16 protein-coding genes are annotated in these 15,127 nt (G+C 60.0%); 12 read left to right on the top strand and 4 right to left on the bottom strand.

Annotated elements, in window-relative coordinates:
- Window position 1: 1 nt before the first annotated feature.
- The 4 genes from AB9L16_RS08485 (at window position 2) to AB9L16_RS08470 (ending at window position 2,364) form a co-directional block, all read left to right on the top strand.
- The gene (locus AB9L16_RS08485; protein WP_016775513.1) at window positions 2-187 is read left to right on the top strand and encodes a CcoQ/FixQ family Cbb3-type cytochrome c oxidase assembly chaperone; all 186 of its coding nucleotides are present in this window, start codon (window positions 2-4) and stop codon (window positions 185-187) included.
- Window positions 184-1,167: a cytochrome-c oxidase, cbb3-type subunit III gene (gene ccoP, locus AB9L16_RS08480; protein ID WP_375123361.1), complete on the top strand. Its 984-nt coding sequence runs from the start codon at window positions 184-186 to the stop codon at window positions 1,165-1,167. Before AB9L16_RS08485 ends, ccoP begins: the two co-directional genes overlap by 4 nt.
- Before the next feature lie 523 nt (window positions 1,168-1,690).
- Window positions 1,691-1,945 (top strand): type II toxin-antitoxin system Phd/YefM family antitoxin, encoded by a 255-nt coding sequence (locus AB9L16_RS08475; RefSeq protein ID WP_375123759.1) that lies wholly within the window; start codon window positions 1,691-1,693, stop codon window positions 1,943-1,945.
- Complete coding sequence (locus AB9L16_RS08470; RefSeq protein ID WP_375123360.1) at window positions 1,945-2,364, top strand: type II toxin-antitoxin system VapC family toxin; 420 nt, start codon at window positions 1,945-1,947, stop codon at window positions 2,362-2,364. Before AB9L16_RS08475 ends, AB9L16_RS08470 begins: the two co-directional genes overlap by 1 nt.
- A gap of 38 nt (window positions 2,365-2,402) precedes the next feature.
- Here AB9L16_RS08470 and AB9L16_RS08465 read toward each other — a convergent pair whose 3' ends face one another.
- The gene (locus AB9L16_RS08465; protein ID WP_375123359.1) at window positions 2,403-3,407 is read right to left on the bottom strand and encodes a metallophosphoesterase family protein; all 1,005 of its coding nucleotides are present in this window, start codon (window positions 3,405-3,407) and stop codon (window positions 2,403-2,405) included.
- 482 nt (window positions 3,408-3,889) lie between these two features.
- Here AB9L16_RS08465 and ccoG point away from each other — a divergent pair, with 482 nt between their 5' ends.
- The 6 genes from ccoG (at window position 3,890) to hemN (ending at window position 11,014) form a co-directional block, all read left to right on the top strand.
- On the top strand, window positions 3,890-5,305 hold the full coding sequence (gene ccoG, locus AB9L16_RS08460) for a cytochrome c oxidase accessory protein CcoG (RefSeq protein ID WP_073474016.1): 1,416 nt from the start codon (window positions 3,890-3,892) through the stop codon (window positions 5,303-5,305).
- A gap of 13 nt (window positions 5,306-5,318) precedes the next feature.
- Entirely contained in the window at window positions 5,319-5,858 is a 540-nt protein-coding gene (locus AB9L16_RS08455; protein WP_375123358.1) for a FixH family protein, read from the top strand.
- Between the two features lie 213 nt (window positions 5,859-6,071).
- Window positions 6,072-8,522, top strand: coding sequence for a heavy metal translocating P-type ATPase (locus AB9L16_RS08450; RefSeq protein WP_375123357.1), 2,451 nt, complete (start codon window positions 6,072-6,074; stop codon window positions 8,520-8,522).
- Window positions 8,523-8,545: 23 nt separating this feature from the next.
- Window positions 8,546-8,758 (top strand): cbb3-type cytochrome oxidase assembly protein CcoS, encoded by a 213-nt coding sequence (ccoS, locus tag AB9L16_RS08445; RefSeq protein WP_039763029.1) that lies wholly within the window; start codon window positions 8,546-8,548, stop codon window positions 8,756-8,758.
- The gene (locus AB9L16_RS08440) at window positions 8,751-9,434 is read left to right on the top strand and encodes a sulfite exporter TauE/SafE family protein (protein WP_150635821.1); all 684 of its coding nucleotides are present in this window, start codon (window positions 8,751-8,753) and stop codon (window positions 9,432-9,434) included. The genes ccoS and AB9L16_RS08440 overlap by 8 nt, the downstream gene beginning before the upstream one ends.
- A 197-nt stretch (window positions 9,435-9,631) precedes the next feature.
- Window positions 9,632-11,014 (top strand): oxygen-independent coproporphyrinogen III oxidase, encoded by a 1,383-nt coding sequence (gene hemN, locus AB9L16_RS08435; protein ID WP_252887620.1) that lies wholly within the window; start codon window positions 9,632-9,634, stop codon window positions 11,012-11,014.
- Here the strand turns inward: hemN and AB9L16_RS08430 are convergent.
- Complete coding sequence (locus AB9L16_RS08430; RefSeq protein ID WP_375123356.1) at window positions 11,011-11,493, bottom strand: hypothetical protein; 483 nt, start codon at window positions 11,491-11,493, stop codon at window positions 11,011-11,013. The genes hemN and AB9L16_RS08430 overlap by 4 nt on opposite strands.
- A 154-nt stretch (window positions 11,494-11,647) precedes the next feature.
- Here AB9L16_RS08430 and fnr point away from each other — a divergent pair, with 154 nt between their 5' ends.
- Both fnr and AB9L16_RS08420 read left to right on the top strand, forming a co-directional pair.
- Window positions 11,648-12,382, top strand: coding sequence for a fumarate/nitrate reduction transcriptional regulator Fnr (gene fnr, locus AB9L16_RS08425; RefSeq protein ID WP_375123355.1), 735 nt, complete (start codon window positions 11,648-11,650; stop codon window positions 12,380-12,382).
- A gap of 75 nt (window positions 12,383-12,457) precedes the next feature.
- Window positions 12,458-13,006, top strand: coding sequence for an adenine phosphoribosyltransferase (locus AB9L16_RS08420; RefSeq protein WP_024012326.1), 549 nt, complete (start codon window positions 12,458-12,460; stop codon window positions 13,004-13,006).
- A gap of 110 nt (window positions 13,007-13,116) precedes the next feature.
- Here AB9L16_RS08420 and AB9L16_RS08415 read toward each other — a convergent pair whose 3' ends face one another.
- Both AB9L16_RS08415 and recR read right to left on the bottom strand, forming a co-directional pair.
- Complete coding sequence (locus tag AB9L16_RS08415) at window positions 13,117-14,265, bottom strand: acyl-CoA dehydrogenase family protein (RefSeq protein WP_315435800.1); 1,149 nt, start codon at window positions 14,263-14,265, stop codon at window positions 13,117-13,119.
- A gap of 207 nt (window positions 14,266-14,472) precedes the next feature.
- Entirely contained in the window at window positions 14,473-15,075 is a 603-nt protein-coding gene (gene recR, locus AB9L16_RS08410; protein ID WP_016773861.1) for a recombination mediator RecR, read from the bottom strand.
- Window positions 15,076-15,127 lie beyond the last annotated feature (52 nt).

The following is a 15,127-nucleotide window of genomic DNA, read 5'->3' as shown; positions in this document are numbered from 1 at the left end:
GATGGATATCGGGATGATTCGAGGCCTGGGCACCGTTGTCGTGATGGTGGCCTTCATCGGTCTGGCCTTGTGGGTGTTCAGCCCCAAGCGCAAGTCAGAGTTTGACGACGCGACCATGCTGCCTTTTGCCGATGATCCCGAAGCCATCAAGCACGTCGAGCAAGCTTCTAGGAGTAACAAAGAATGACTACATTCTGGAGTCTGTACGTCACAGTCCTCAGTCTCGGTACGATCTTCGCCCTGACCTGGCTGCTGCTGTCGACCCGCAAGGGCCAGCGCAGCGAACAGACGGACGAGACGGTCGGCCACTCCTTCGACGGGATCGAGGAGTACGACAACCCGCTGCCGAAATGGTGGTTCATGCTGTTCGTCGGCACCATCATTTTTGCCCTGGGTTATCTGGTGCTGTACCCGGGTCTGGGCAACTGGAAAGGTCTGCTGCCGGGCTACAACTATCTGGATACCGAGAAACAGACCGCGTTCGCTAACGGCCAGACCGGCTGGACCGGCGTCCACGAGTGGGAAAAGGAAATGGCCCGTTCGGACGCTCGCTTCGGTCCGATTTTCGCCAAGTTCGCGGCGATGCCGATCGAAGAAGTCGCCAAGGATCCGCAAGCACTGAAGATGGGCGGCCGTCTGTTCGCGTCCAACTGCTCGGTGTGCCACGGTTCCGACGCCAAGGGCGCCTACGGCTTCCCCAACCTGACCGACGCCGACTGGCGCTGGGGCGGTGAGCCGGAAACCATCAAGACCACCATCATGGGCGGCCGCCACGCGGTGATGCCGGCGTGGGCGGAAGTGATCGGTGAGCAAGGCGTGGCCGATGTGGCTGCTTACGTGGTGACCAATCTCGACGGCCGTAAATTGCCGGAAGGCACCAAGGCCGACCCGGCCAACGGCCAGAAACTCTTCGCCGCCAACTGCGTGGCTTGCCACGGCCCTGCCGGCAAAGGCACGCCGGCCATGGGTGCGCCTGACCTGACCCATCCGGGCGCATTCATCTACGGCTCAAGCTTCGCGCAACTGCAGCAGACCATCCGTTACGGTCGTCAGGGCCAGATGCCTGCGCAGGAACAACTGCAGGGCAATGACAAGGTGCACCTGCTGGCGGCGTATGTTTACAGTTTGTCCCATGGTGAAAAAACACCGGAGGCGAAGGCTGATTAAGGCCAACGCTTGAAGCAAAAAAGGCCCCGCCAATGGGAATTGGCGGGGCCTTTTTGCATGCTCGCATTCATGATTCGAAACGCTTGCTCAATGGACCTGAGCTGCGATGCACGGTAGGTTTTTTCGCCCGATAAGCCTATCGGGTCCACTTCAAGGATGAAGCCCCAATGTCGAAAGATCACCAAAGCACACTGCAAAATCAGCCTCAACCCGGCTCTACCCACAGGGCAGGGTTCGAACGAACACCTGTGAAACCGTTACTCAAGGTATCGCAGCAAACCATGAACAGCCCCGGCCACGGTGGCGGACTCGACGGCCTCGGCGGCGGTAGATTGCTCTGACAAGGGCAGCAAAAACACCGAATTTACGCCCTGTATCCAGCGCCTCGCGCCTTGGCGAGAGGCGCCTTCGCCGGTGCCTTATGAAATTGACAAACCGATCGTCCCCGACCTGCCTTTCCGATTGCGGGGAAAATCTCAAAATAGTAACGTTCCTACATCAGAATTTCTGGAGGCCAAACATGATGGCCATCACCACTATTTCCAGCCGCGAGTTCAATCAGGACACCAGTGCAGCCAAAAAAGCCACTCGTCAAGGTCCAGTAATCATTACTGACCGAGGCAGGCCTGCCCACGTATTGCTCAGCATCGAGGAGTACCAGAAACTGACCGGTTGCGAGACCAGCATCGTTGAGCTGCTGGCGATGCCGAAAGCGCTTGAAATCGAATTCGAACCCGAGCGCGCTGTCATCAATCCTCGCAGCGTGGACCTTTCCTGATGTTTCTACTGGATACTAATGTAGTTTCCGAGCTGCGGAAAAACCAAGCCGACAAGCATGTGGTGAAATGGGCAAACAGCGTTTCCCCAGCCAGCCTGTATCTATCCGCAATCACTGTGCTGGAACTGGAAACGGGCGTCCTGCGTATCGAACGTCGTGACCCTTCACAAGGCCAGCTGCTGCGCAACTGGCTGGAACACCACGTCAAACCGGCGTTCTCTGGAAGAATCCTGCCGGTCGATACCAACGTCGCCACCCGGTGCGCACGATTGCATGTTCCCGACCGCAGCAGTGAATGCGACGCCTTGATCGCCGCCACCGCGCTTGTGCACGGGCTTACGCTGGTAACTCGCAACATTGCGGACTTTCAACTCAGCGGCGTCAATCTGATCAACCCATGGATCGCTGCCAATAACTGAGTGCTGAACACCCCGCCTTATCACCGGCGGGGCTTTTTTCATGGGCGTTGGGCAAAGATTGAATGCACAACCGTGGTATCGATCAGCGTCCGCTCACGCCACTGGTTGTTCTTCACCAGATAGACCTGCAACTGCTTGCGATCCTCGGTGAAATTCGCAGTCAGGTAGGTTTGCTGAGAGGTGCTTCCGCTGAGATACATGGGGACGCTGCCCTCCCAGTAGGAACTTCCTCCCTCGGTATGCAGGTGGCCGGCGAAAATGGCCGTCACCTGGTACTTGTTGACCATGTCATGGAAACGCTTCTTTTGCTCGGGGCTGCCTTGATGCCGCAAGGGTTTATGCATATTGATAATGATGGCGTAGCCCGACGCTCGCGCCAGTCGCAGATCGGTCTCGAGCCAGTCCAGTGCGTCGTTGATTTCGAACGTCGTCGGGTTCAACGGATGAGCAATCCGGGTAGTGTAGGTCGGCTCGTTATTGAGCTGAACCATATGCACTTCGCCGATATTTTTCGAATAGGCGAGACTACCGGCATACGTCTTGCTCAGAAAACCGTCCGTGATTTTCAGATCAAAGTTATCGACTTTACCCTCATGATGTTCTTTGAACTCGACAATACTTCCTGCAGCACAGTTATTGGTAAAGCAATCATCAACATTGTTTTCATAGTCGTGATTGCCCAAGCCGTAAAGATATTCACCCTTGAAGTGCCTGTTCAGCGAATCCTTCATGAACGAGCGCTGCCAGCCATGACCAAAAGCGGTTATATCGCCATTGATCATCAAAGGAACCTGCGCTTGGGAGCCGTGTAGATTTCTGAATTCGGCAATGCTTGCAAGTTGGGTTTCAATCAGCCATTTCGAGCGCGCCGTGAATTCTGAATCCGATTCGGGCTCGCGGATATCGGTCTTGTCTGTCCATGGATATTGAGTATCCGAAGTAAAGACCATATGTTTCGGCATGCCAGTTGTAGCCTGAGCGGTAATAGCCGAAGCTACCAGACAAGCACCCATAAAGGTGCTCATGAATTTATTCAAAGCCATGCTTGAAATTCCATTTCAATTAATTTTCGATACGCAAAAGAAGTTTCGCGCGAACAGAACTTATTCGAATACAGCGAAAACTTCAAAGCCTTCACCAACAACAATCGAGTGAATATATTTCAGACCCACCAACTTACAACATACCAATCAATAGAAACCCGTAGCGTCCGGCCTTACTTGTCGCCAGAATGAAAACAATCACGGGTGTTATTCAACTTGCGAAATCAACGGCAGTGAGTGAACAAGCAATTGAAAGGATGAACTAGCCACTTCGGCAAAACCGTCCATACTCAACAAGTCAATTGATCTGCGTCAGGCTTTTGCGCAATCGCTACACCATCCGCATTTTTTACCCAACGCGACCAAAGGTCGCACCCTTGAGCCAGAGCGGCAGGCGTATCATCGCGCTACTGCAACAGCCTTTTTGACCTCGGTTGGCACGTATCGACCGAGGCATTTTTCCACTGCCGTGGGATGCAATGATGAGCAATCAGATTCCGGTACACGACGTCACGCCACCGAGCAAGAACGCGAACAACAGCGTCGATCTTTATGCCTCACGAGAAAAAATCTACACCCGCGCCTTCACCGGCCTGTTCCGCAATCTGCGGATGCTCGGCGGTGCGGCGTTGTTTCTGCTGTATTTCGGCACGGTGTGGCTGAACTGGGGCGGTCACCAGGCGGTTTGGTGGAACCTGCCGGAGCGCAAGTTCTTTATCTTTGGCGCGACCTTCTGGCCACAGGATTTCATTCTGCTTTCGGGCCTGTTGATCATTGCTGCATTCGGCCTGTTCTTCATCACCGTCTATGCCGGGCGCGTCTGGTGCGGTTACACCTGCCCGCAGAGCGTATGGACGTGGATTTTCATGTGGTGTGAAAAGGTCACTGAAGGCGACCGCAATCAGCGCATCAAGCTCGACAAGGCGCCGATGAGCGCCAACAAATTCTTGCGCAAGCTGGCCAAGCACTCGCTGTGGCTGCTGATCGGTTTCGTCACCGGCATGACCTTTGTCGGCTACTTCTCGCCGATCCGCGAACTGGTCATCGAGTTCTTCACCGGCCAGGCTGATGGCTGGTCGTATTTCTGGGTCGGTTTTTTCACCCTCGCCACGTACGGCAATGCCGGTTGGTTGCGTGAGCAGGTGTGCATCTACATGTGCCCGTATGCGCGCTTCCAGAGCGTGATGTTCGACAAGGACACGCTGATCGTTTCCTACGACCCGCGCCGTGGCGAAAGTCGTGGCCCACGCAAGAAAGGCATCGACTACAAGGCGCTGGGGCTGGGTGACTGCATCGACTGCACGATGTGCGTGCAGGTCTGCCCGACCGGCATCGACATCCGCGATGGCCTGCAGATCGAGTGCATCGGCTGCGCTGCGTGCATCGACGCTTGCGACAGCATCATGGACAAGATGGATTACCCGCGCGGGCTGATCAGCTACACCACCGAACACAACCTCTCCGGGCAGAAAACCCATAAACTGCGACCGCGCCTGATCGGCTACGCCGTGGTGCTGCTGGCGATGATCAGCCTGTTGGTCGCTGCGTTCTTCATGCGTTCACTGGTCGGCTTCGACGTCAGCAAAGACCGCGTGCTGTACCGCGAAAACGCCGAAGGCCGGATCGAGAACGTCTACAGCCTGAAGATCATGAACAAGGATCAGCGCGACCACACTTACCTGCTGCAAGCCGAGGGTCTGCCGGACCTGCGCCTGCAAGGCAAGCGCGAGATCAAGGTTGCCGCCGGGGATATCGTCAGCATGCCGGTCGAATTGTCCAGCGCACCGGAACAACTGCCATCGAGCACCAACGAGGTGAAATTCATCCTCAAGGACGCCGATGACGACAGCGTCCACGTTGAAGCCAAGAGCCGATTCATCGGCCCACAAATCCGTTGAGAGAATTTTGAACATGCCCGCTGCAAACGCCGCAAGTCCCTGGTACAAGCACCTCTGGCCGTGGATCATCATCGCGATTCTGGCCTGCTCGGTGGCCTTGACCCTGTCCATGGTGACCATCGCGGTGAACAACCCGGACAACTTGGTCAACGACAACTACTACGAGGCGGGCAAAGGCATCAACCGTTCATTGGATCGCGAGCTGCTGGCGCAAACCCTGAAGCTGCGTGCAGCGGTGCATCTGGATGATGTGACCGGGGAAGTCGACTTGCGCTTGAACGGTGAAAGCCAGCCGCAAACGCTGGAGCTGAACCTGATCTCGCCAACCCAGCCGGAGAAGGATCGCAAGATCGTTCTGACCCGCAGTGGCAGCGAGAGCGGGCGCTACATCGGCCAGCTAAGCGACAAGGTTGAAGGGCGACGGTTTGTCGAGTTGCTTGGCAGCCAGGACGAGCACGTGTGGCGCATGTTTGAAGAAGAGCTGGTCAGTCATGACAAGGAACTGCTGCTGGGTGATGAGCCATTGCAGGGTGCCGAAGATCTGAAGAAGTGAATCAAAATCAAGAGCCCCTCACCCTAGCCCTCTCCCGGAGGGAGAGGGGACTGATCTCGGTTGCTTGGAAGCGGGGCGTATGACAGTGACAATGTCGGCGACTGAAGCCGCTCTTCAGGCTCACATCGATCGGCTCCCTCTCCCTCCGGGAGAGGGCTGGGGTGAGGGCAAGCGAACACCCCCAATGCAAGGGCTCACACCCTCATCAATGCCATGACCACCCCAATCCCCTGCTACCACTGCGCCCTGCCCGTCCCGTCCGGCAGCCGCTTCACCGCCGTCGTCCTCGGGCAGGCCCGCGAGTTCTGCTGCCCGGGCTGTCAGGCGGTAGCCGAAGCCATCGTCGCCGGTGGTCTGGAAAGCTATTACCAGCATCGCAGCGAAGCGTCGGCCAATCCCGAAGCGCTGCCGGTGCAACTGACTGATGAACTGGCGCTGTACGACCGCGCCGACGTGCAGCAGCCCTTCGTGCGCCACGAAGGCGATCTGGCTGAAACCACGCTGTTGATGGAAGGCATCAGTTGCGCCGCCTGCGGCTGGCTGATCGAGAAACACCTGCGCACCCTGCCCGCCGTCGCCGAAGCGCGGTTGAACCTGTCCAACCATCGCCTGCATGTGCGCTGGGCCGACGCACAATTGCCGCTGAGCCAGATCCTCGCCGAGCTGCGCCACATCGGTTACGCCCCCCACCCGTACCAGGCCGACCGCGCCAGCGAACAGCTGGCCAGCGAGAATCGCCTGGCCCTGCGCCAGCTCGGCGTCGCCGGGTTGCTGTGGTTTCAGGCGATGATGGCGACCATGGCCACCTGGCCGGAATTCAACATCGACCTCAGTCCCGAGCTGCACACGATCCTGCGCTGGGTCGCGCTGTTTCTGACCACACCCATCGTGTTCTACAGCTGCGCGCCGTTCTTCAAAGGCGCGATGCGCGATTTGCGTACGCGCCACCTGACCATGGACGTTTCTGTTTCACTGGCGATCGGCAGCGCTTACATCGCCGGGATCTGGACATCGATCACCGGGGTCGGCGAGCTGTACTTCGATGCTGTCGGCATGTTCGCGCTGTTTCTGCTTGCCGGACGCTATCTGGAACGCCGCGCCCGCGAACGCACCGCTGCTGCCACCGCGCAACTGGTCAATCTGTTACCGGCCTCGTGCCTGCGCCTGGATAGCGATGGCCAGAGCGAACGCATCCTGCTCAGCGAGTTGCGCGTGGGCGAGCGGATTCTGGTGCAGCCGGGCTCGATTCTGCCGGCTGACGGCAAGATCATCGACGGTCAGTCGAGCATCGACGAATCGCTGCTGACTGGCGAATACCTGCCACAGCCACGCACGCTCGGCGATGCAGTAACTGCGGGCACGCTCAATGTCGAAGGCGCATTGACCGTCGAAGTGCAGGCGCTGGGACAGGACACGCGTCTCTCCGCGATCGTGCGCCTGCTCGACCGCGCTCAGGCGGAGAAACCGCGTCTGGCAGAAATCGCCGACCGCGCCGCGCAATGGTTCCTGCTGCTGTCGCTGATTGCCGCAGCAGTGATCGGCGTGCTGTGGTGGCAACTGGACTCAGCGCGGGCGTTCTGGATCGTCCTCGCCATGCTGGTGGCGACCTGCCCGTGCGCGCTGTCACTGGCGACGCCGACCGCGCTCACCGCCGCCACCGGCACCCTGCACAAACTCGGCCTGCTGCTGACCCGCGGCCATGTGCTGGAAGGCTTGAACCAGATCGACACGGTGATTTTCGACAAGACCGGCACGCTCACTGAAGGTCGCTTGGTGCTGCGCTCGATTCGCCCGCTCGGCGCGCTCGACAGCGAACAATGCCTGAGCCTTGCCGCTGCGCTGGAAAACCGCTCGGAACACCCGATCGCCCGCGCTTTCGGGCGTGCGCCGCTGGCCGCCGAGGACGTGCACAGCACACCAGGCCTGGGCTTGGAAGGCGTGGTCGGTGAGCAACGCTTGCGCATCGGTCAGGCGCCGTTCGCCTGTGCCCTGAGCGGCGCGGCACTGCCAACAATGCCTGATGAGGCCGGACAATGGTTGCTGCTCGCCGACACTCAGGGGCCGCTGGCATGGTTCGTCCTCGACGATCGCCTGCGCGACGATGCCCCCGCCCTGCTCGCGGCCTGCAAAGCGCGGGGCTGGCGCACCTTGCTGTTGTCCGGCGACAGTTCGCCGATGGTCGCCAGTGTCGCCGCCGAACTGGGCATCGACGAGGCCCGTGGCGGCTTGCGCCCGGATGACAAACTGCAAGTGCTGCAACAACTGCACAAGGAAGGGCGCAAGGTGCTGATGCTCGGCGACGGCGTCAACGACGTGCCGGTGCTGGCCGCGGCCGATATCAGCGTGGCCATGGGCTCGGCCACCGATCTGGCGAAAACCAGCGCCGATGCAGTGTTGCTGTCCAATCGCCTTGACGCTCTGGTGCAAGCCTTCACGCTGGCGCGACGCACGCGCCGGGTAATCATCGAAAACCTGCTGTGGGCGGCGCTGTACAATGGCCTCATGTTGCCGTTCGCCGCCCTCGGCTGGATCACACCGGTGTGGGCGGCGGTCGGTATGTCGATCAGTTCGCTGACCGTGGTGCTCAACGCCCTGCGCCTGACTCGCCTGCCGAGCGCGCCGGCCGCCGGCAGCCCGACCCAAACCCGCCCGCTGCCGGCCTGAGCCGCGCGAGCCTGGAGTTACCCATGCCAGCTCTCTACGTGATGATTCCCGCTGCCTTGCTGATCGTCGCCATCGCCGTGTACATCTTCTTCTGGGCGGTGGACAGCGGCCAGTACGACGACCTCGACGGCCCGGCGCACAGCATCCTGTTTGACGATCAGGATCCCAACCACACCGCTGCGGTGGACGAAGCCAACGCCGGCAAACCGGACGACAAGGCGCCGCCCCATGCTTGAACTGGCGCCCCTGCTGGTCTCGGCGCTGATCCTCGGCCTGCTCGGAGGCGGCCACTGTCTGGGTATGTGCGGCGGCCTGATGGGCGCGCTGACCCTGGCGATTCCCAAAGAGCAGCGCAGCCGGCGCTTTCGTCTGTTGCTGGCGTATAACCTCGGGCGGATTCTCAGTTATGCCACGGCGGGATTGCTCATCGGTCTCGCCGGCTGGGCCGTCGCCAACAGCCCGGCGGCGCTGTTCATGCGTGTGCTGGCCGGGTTGCTGCTGATCGCCATGGGTTTGTATCTGGCCGGTTGGTGGAGCGGGTTGACGCGTATCGAAGCTGTAGGGCGTGGTTTGTGGCGCTTTATTCAACCGGTGGCGAATCGCTTGCTGCCGGTTTCCAGCCTGCCGCGTGCCTTGCTGCTCGGTGCGCTGTGGGGCTGGCTGCCGTGCGGACTGGTTTACAGCACCTTGCTGTGGAGCGCGAGTCAGGGTAATGCGCTGGACAGTGCATTGCTCATGCTTGCGTTTGGCCTCGGCACCTGGCCGGTGCTGCTCGCCACCGGGCTGGCGGCTGAGCGGGTTACGGCGATCCTGCGCAAACGCAGCGTGCGCATGGCGGGTGGCTTGCTGGTGATCCTGTTTGGCCTGTGGACCCTTCCCGGCCCGCATCAGCATTGGCTTATGGGCCATTAAATGTGTGGCGCGGCCTTCGCGAGCAGGCTCGCTCCCACAGGTCTTGAGTACGCTGCAAATCCAATGTGGGAGCGAGCCTGCTCGCGAAGACGCCCGCACGAACAACACAAATCCTCGCCGTTGATGCAAATCAAGATGCCCTGTAACGCCCTCCCCTAGACTCGCCACACTGCCAGCCTATCCGGGGGAATGCCCGCATGCTCGACGCCATTCGTTGGGACTCTGATCTGATCCGCCGCTACGATCTGGCGGGGCCACGCTACACCTCATATCCGACCGCCGTGCAATTTCACGGTCAGGTCGGCACTTTCGACCTGTTCCACGCCCTGCGCGACAGCCGTAAGGCCCAGCGGCCGTTGTCGCTGTACGTGCATGTGCCGTTCTGCGCGAACATTTGCTACTACTGCGCCTGCAATAAGGTCATCACCAAGGATCGCGGTCGCGCGCAGCCGTATCTGCAACGGCTTGAGCAGGAAATCCAGTTGATTGCCTGCCACCTCGACCCGGCGCAAACCGTCGAGCAGCTGCATTTCGGTGGCGGCACACCGACCTTTCTCAGCCACGACGAATTGCGCCAGCTGATGGCGCACCTGCGCAAGCATTTCAATTTGCTCAACGATGACTCGGGCGATTACGGCATTGAAATCGACCCGCGCGAAGCCGACTGGTCGACCATGGGCCTGTTGCGTGAATTGGGTTTCAACCGGGTCAGCATTGGCCTGCAGGATCTTGACCCGGCGGTGCAGCGCGCGGTCAATCGCCTGCAAAGCCTGGAAGAAACCCGCGCGGTGATCGATGCGGCGCGAACCCTGCAATTTCGCTCGATCAACATCGATCTGATTTATGGCCTGCCCAAGCAGACGCCCGACAATTTCGCTCGCACCGTCGAGGAAGTGATCAGCCTGCAACCGGATCGCCTGTCGGTGTTCAACTATGCGCACCTGCCGGAACGCTTCATGCCCCAGCGGCGAATCAACAGCAGCGAACTGCCGAGCCCGGCGCACAAGCTGGAAATGCTCCAGCGCACCATCGAGCAACTGACCGCTGCCGGCTACCGCTACATCGGCATGGACCACTTCGCCCTGCCTGATGACGAACTGGCGATTGCCCAGGAAGAGCACACCCTGCAACGCAACTTCCAGGGTTACACCACCCACGGCCATTGCGACCTGATTGGCCTGGGCGTGTCGGCGATCAGCCAGATCGGCGATCTGTACTGCCAGAACAGCAGCGACCTCACTGCCTATCAGAACAGCCTGGCCAGCGCGCAGCTGGCGACCAGTCGCGGCCTGGTGTGCAACGCCGACGACCGCTTGCGCCGCGCAGTGATTCAGCAGCTGATCTGCAATTTCAAACTCGAGTTCGCCGAGATCGAGCAGCAGTTCAACATCGATTTTCAAGGCTATTTCGGCGCGCTCTGGCCGCAGTTGCAAGGCATGGCCGAGGATGGCCTGATCAGACTCGAGCGCGAGCGCATCGAGGTGTTGCCAGCGGGCCGATTGCTGGTGCGCTCGGTGTGCATGGTTTTCGATGCGTACCTGGAGCAGCAGAACCGCCAGCGTTTCTCGCGGGTGATTTAAGGCTTGGTCAGCAACGAGCCGACTTTGAGGTTCTGGTCAGGATTGAGCGCCGACTGGTTCATGACTTTCGACAGGGCGAGGTTGGCGGTGATCAGGCCACTGTTGAGGGCGGCGATGGCGCCCCGCAGTGCGGCGAGCTTGTTGATCTTTTCCTCGGTGGATAGGGTTCTGTCTGACATGACCGCCGCCATGCGCGCTTTTTTCTCGATGATTTCTTTTTGGATCTTGCGAATCATCTTCAGCAACTGCTGGATGTTCTCCGGCAAGCCACTGTTGTCGATGTCACTGTTTTCGCCGCCGACAGCGGCGGATTTGGCGATGGCCGCGCCGGAGAGCGACACTTTGACGCCCTCGACCAAGGTCGGGGTTGCCGTGTGCGCCAAGTCTTCATCGCGATCGATTGCAGCGTCGGTGCTGGCCATCTCCGGCGAAGCAGCAACGCCGCTGCTGCCGGGGCTTAGCGTACCAATGGCGGTCATCGGGGCCTTCCTTGGATGAGTACTGATATTTGGTTATCGGCCGCCGGTGCTGCGGCTTTATGTCTGTAGGACAACGCCGCCACGTGCTGGCCTGAATGTCCTCCCGTGGGTTACCCTTACGGCTTATGTGTGTTTTCCCACAAGGATTGAAGAAATGTCCGAGCCAGTCAAACTGCGCGCTCAAAACCAGGCCCACTGCAAGGATTGCAGCCTGGCCCCGCTCTGCCTGCCACTTTCTCTGAATCTGGAAGACATGGATGCGCTCGACGAAATCGTTAAACGCGGCCGCCCGCTGAAGAAAGGCGAATTCCTGTTCCGCCAGGGCGACACCTTTGATTCCGTTTATGCAGTCCGCTCTGGTGCCCTGAAGACTTTCAGCCTGAGCGATGCCGGCGAAGAACAACTGACCGGTTTCCACCTGCCGAGCGAACTGGTAGGACTGTCGGGCATGGACACCGAAAAACACCCGGTCTCGGCCCAGGCGCTGGAAACCACTTCGGTTTGCGAAATCCCCTTCGAGCGCCTTGATGAACTCGCGCTGCAATTGCCGCAACTGCGCCGCCAGTTGATGCGGGTGATGAGCCGCGAGATTCGTGACGACCAGCAAATGATGCTGCTGCTGTCGAAGAAAACCGCTGACGAGCGCATCGCTACTTTCCTGGTCAACCTGTCGGCACGCTTCCGCGCTCGCGGCTTCTCGGCCAACCAGTTCCGCCTGAGCATGTCGCGCAATGAAATCGGTAACTATCTGGGCCTGGCGGTGGAAACCGTGTCGCGGGTGTTCACCCGTTTTCAGCAGAACGAATTGATCGCCGCCGAGGGCAAAGAAATCCACATCCTCGACCCGATCCAGCTGTGCGCGTTGGCCGGCGGTTCGATCGAAGGCTGATCACGACCCGCGGTTGAGCGAATCGTTTCAGCCGCGGGTATACTGCGCCGTTTGCAGCCCTGCCAGGACACCCCGATGGTCTTCGACTCCTTCGACATCAAATCCCTGATCCGCCCCGTGATCGACTTCCCGAAACCGGGCGTGATCTTTCGCGACATCACCCCGCTGTTCCAGTCGCCGACGGCCCTGCGCCTGGTGATGGACAGCTTCGCCCATCGCTACGTCGAAGCCGACTTCACCCACATCGGCGCCATGGATGCCCGTGGTTTTCTGATCGGTTCGGTACTGGCCTATCAGTTGAACAAGCCGCTGGTGCTGTTCCGCAAGCAAGGCAAACTGCCGGCGGACGTACTGGCCGAAGGTTATGCGACCGAGTACGGCGAAGCGTTTCTGGAAGTGCACGCCGACAGCCTGTGTGAAGGCGATTCGGTGGTGATGTTCGATGACCTGATCGCTACCGGCGGCACGCTGATCGCAGCAGCCAACCTGATTCGCCGCATGGGCGCGCGGGTACATGAAGCGGCGGCGATCATTGACCTGCCAGAGCTGCAAGGCTCGCAGCGCTTGCAGGACATGGGCATTCCGACGTTCTGCCTGACGCAGTTTGCGTTGACTGATAAATAAGCAGCGTCTGACAGGCCGCTTTCGCGAGCAGGCTCGCTCCCACAGGGGAATGCATTTCAACTGTGGGAGCGAGCCTGCTCGCGAAGGGGCCGGCAGCTACACCGCAGGACTTAGAGCCCCATCTGCTTGCTGATGATTTCGTTCATCACTTCCCGCGTTCCGCCGCCAATCGACAGAATGCGATTATCCCGATACAGCCGCTCCACCAGGCTTTCACGCATGTAACCGAGCCCGCCAAGGATCTGCACGGCTTCGGTGGTGATCCGGTCCGAGGTGTCGGTGGCGAAGTTCTTCGCCATGGAAATCTCCTTGATCACGCTCTGCCCCGCCGCCATTTTTGCCGCTTGCCGGTAAGTGAACTCCCGCGACACTTCCAGCGCCGTGGCCATTTCGGCGAGGCGATGCTTGATCACCTGAAACTTGCCGATGGGTTTGCCAAATGCCTCACGCTCGCGCGCCCACTTCAGGCTCTCCTCCAGCGCCAATTGCGCCGTCATGTTGGCCATCAGCGCCAGCGCCAGGCGTTCGCTCTGAAAATTGCCCATGATGCAGGCGAAGCCCATGTTCTCGGCGCCGATGAGGTTTCCTACAGGCACGCGGCAATCGTCGAAGAACAATTCAGCCGTGTCCGACGCCCACCAGCCCATTTTCTTCAACTGCCTACCGACACTGAACCCCGGCGCGCCCTTCTCGATCAGCAACAAACTGATGCCGCCAAACCCCGGCGCACCGGTGCGCACCGCGACGGTGTAGAAATCCGCGCGAACGCCGCTGGTGATAAAGGTCTTGCTGCCGCTGACCCGGTAGAAGTCGCCGTCACGCACGGCGCGGGTTTGCAGGTTGGCGACGTCGGAACCGCCGCCGGGTTCGGTAACCGCCAAGGCGCTGATCTTTTCGCCGCTGAGCACTTGGGGGACGACCCGCTCTCGCACTTCAGGCCGCGCCCATTTGACGATAGGCGGCAGGCCGATATCCAGCGAACCCAGCCCCGCTACCAGGCCGCCAGAGCCGCAGCGCATCAGCTCTTCACTGGCGGCGACCTTGGCGAACAGATCACCTTCATGGCTGCCGCCAAGCGCTTCGGGATAACCGAGGCCGAGAATGCCTGCCGCACCGGCCTTGAGGTACAGCTCACGGGGAAAGCTTTCGGCTTCTTCCCACTGATCAATGTCCGGCAGGATCTCACGTTCGACAAAACGTCTGACGCTGTCGCGGACCAATTGGTGGCTGGGGTCGAAGTATTCCTGAAAGGCAGGCATGGGCGAGCTCCACGGAAGGGTTCGCCGACGTTAACCGAGCGCTTGCTTGGTTATCAATGAAATTGTGCGAATCAGATGGACCGCGGCGCGGCCATCGCTGGCAAGCCAGCTCCCACAGGGTTCGGTGTGGACACATATGCTGTGGGTCACATCCAACACTGTGGGAGCTGGCTTGCCAGCGATGTGGCCCGAAAGGGCGATAGAGACTTACAGGGAGATAGGTTTACGCCCCGCAAACGAATGCGCCAGCGTGCCGCCATCGACCAGCTCCAGCTCACCGCCCAGCGGCACGCCATGGGCAATCCGCGAGGCGACCAGGCCTTTGTTGTTGAGCAACTGCGCGATGTAGTGCGCCGTCGCCTCGCCTTCCACCGTCGGGTTGGTGGCGAGGATGACTTCGGTAAAGGTCCCCGCCTCTTCAATCCGCGCCATCAATTGCGGAATACCGATCGCTTCCGGCCCCAGGCCATCCAGCGGCGACAAGTGCCCCTTGAGCACGAAATAGCGGCCACGGAAGCCGGTCTGCTCCACCGCATAAACGTCCATCGGCCCTTCGACCACGCAGAGCAGCGTGTCATCGCGGCGCGGGTCGGCGCATTGCGGGCAGAGGTCGTCTTCGGTCAGCGTGCGGCACTGGCGGCAATGGCCAACGCCTTCCATGGCCTGGCTCAAGGCCTGGGCCAGACGCGTACCGCCGCTGCGATCACGTTCGAGCAACTGCAACGCCATGCGCTGAGCGGTTTTCTGACCCACGCCTGGCAAGGTGCGCAGAGCGTCGATCAGTTGGCGAATCAAAGGGCTGAAGCTCATGGGTAAACAGTCCGACTAAACAACGAGACGCGGTTTATACCCGCGCCTCTGG

It is taken from the genome of Pseudomonas sp. LW8 (genome assembly GCF_041956865.1).
GTDB lineage: Bacteria > Pseudomonadota > Gammaproteobacteria > Pseudomonadales > Pseudomonadaceae > Aquipseudomonas > Aquipseudomonas siliginis.
Note: the sequence above shows the minus strand (reverse complement) of the source record. Positions and strands in the feature narration are given on the sequence as shown.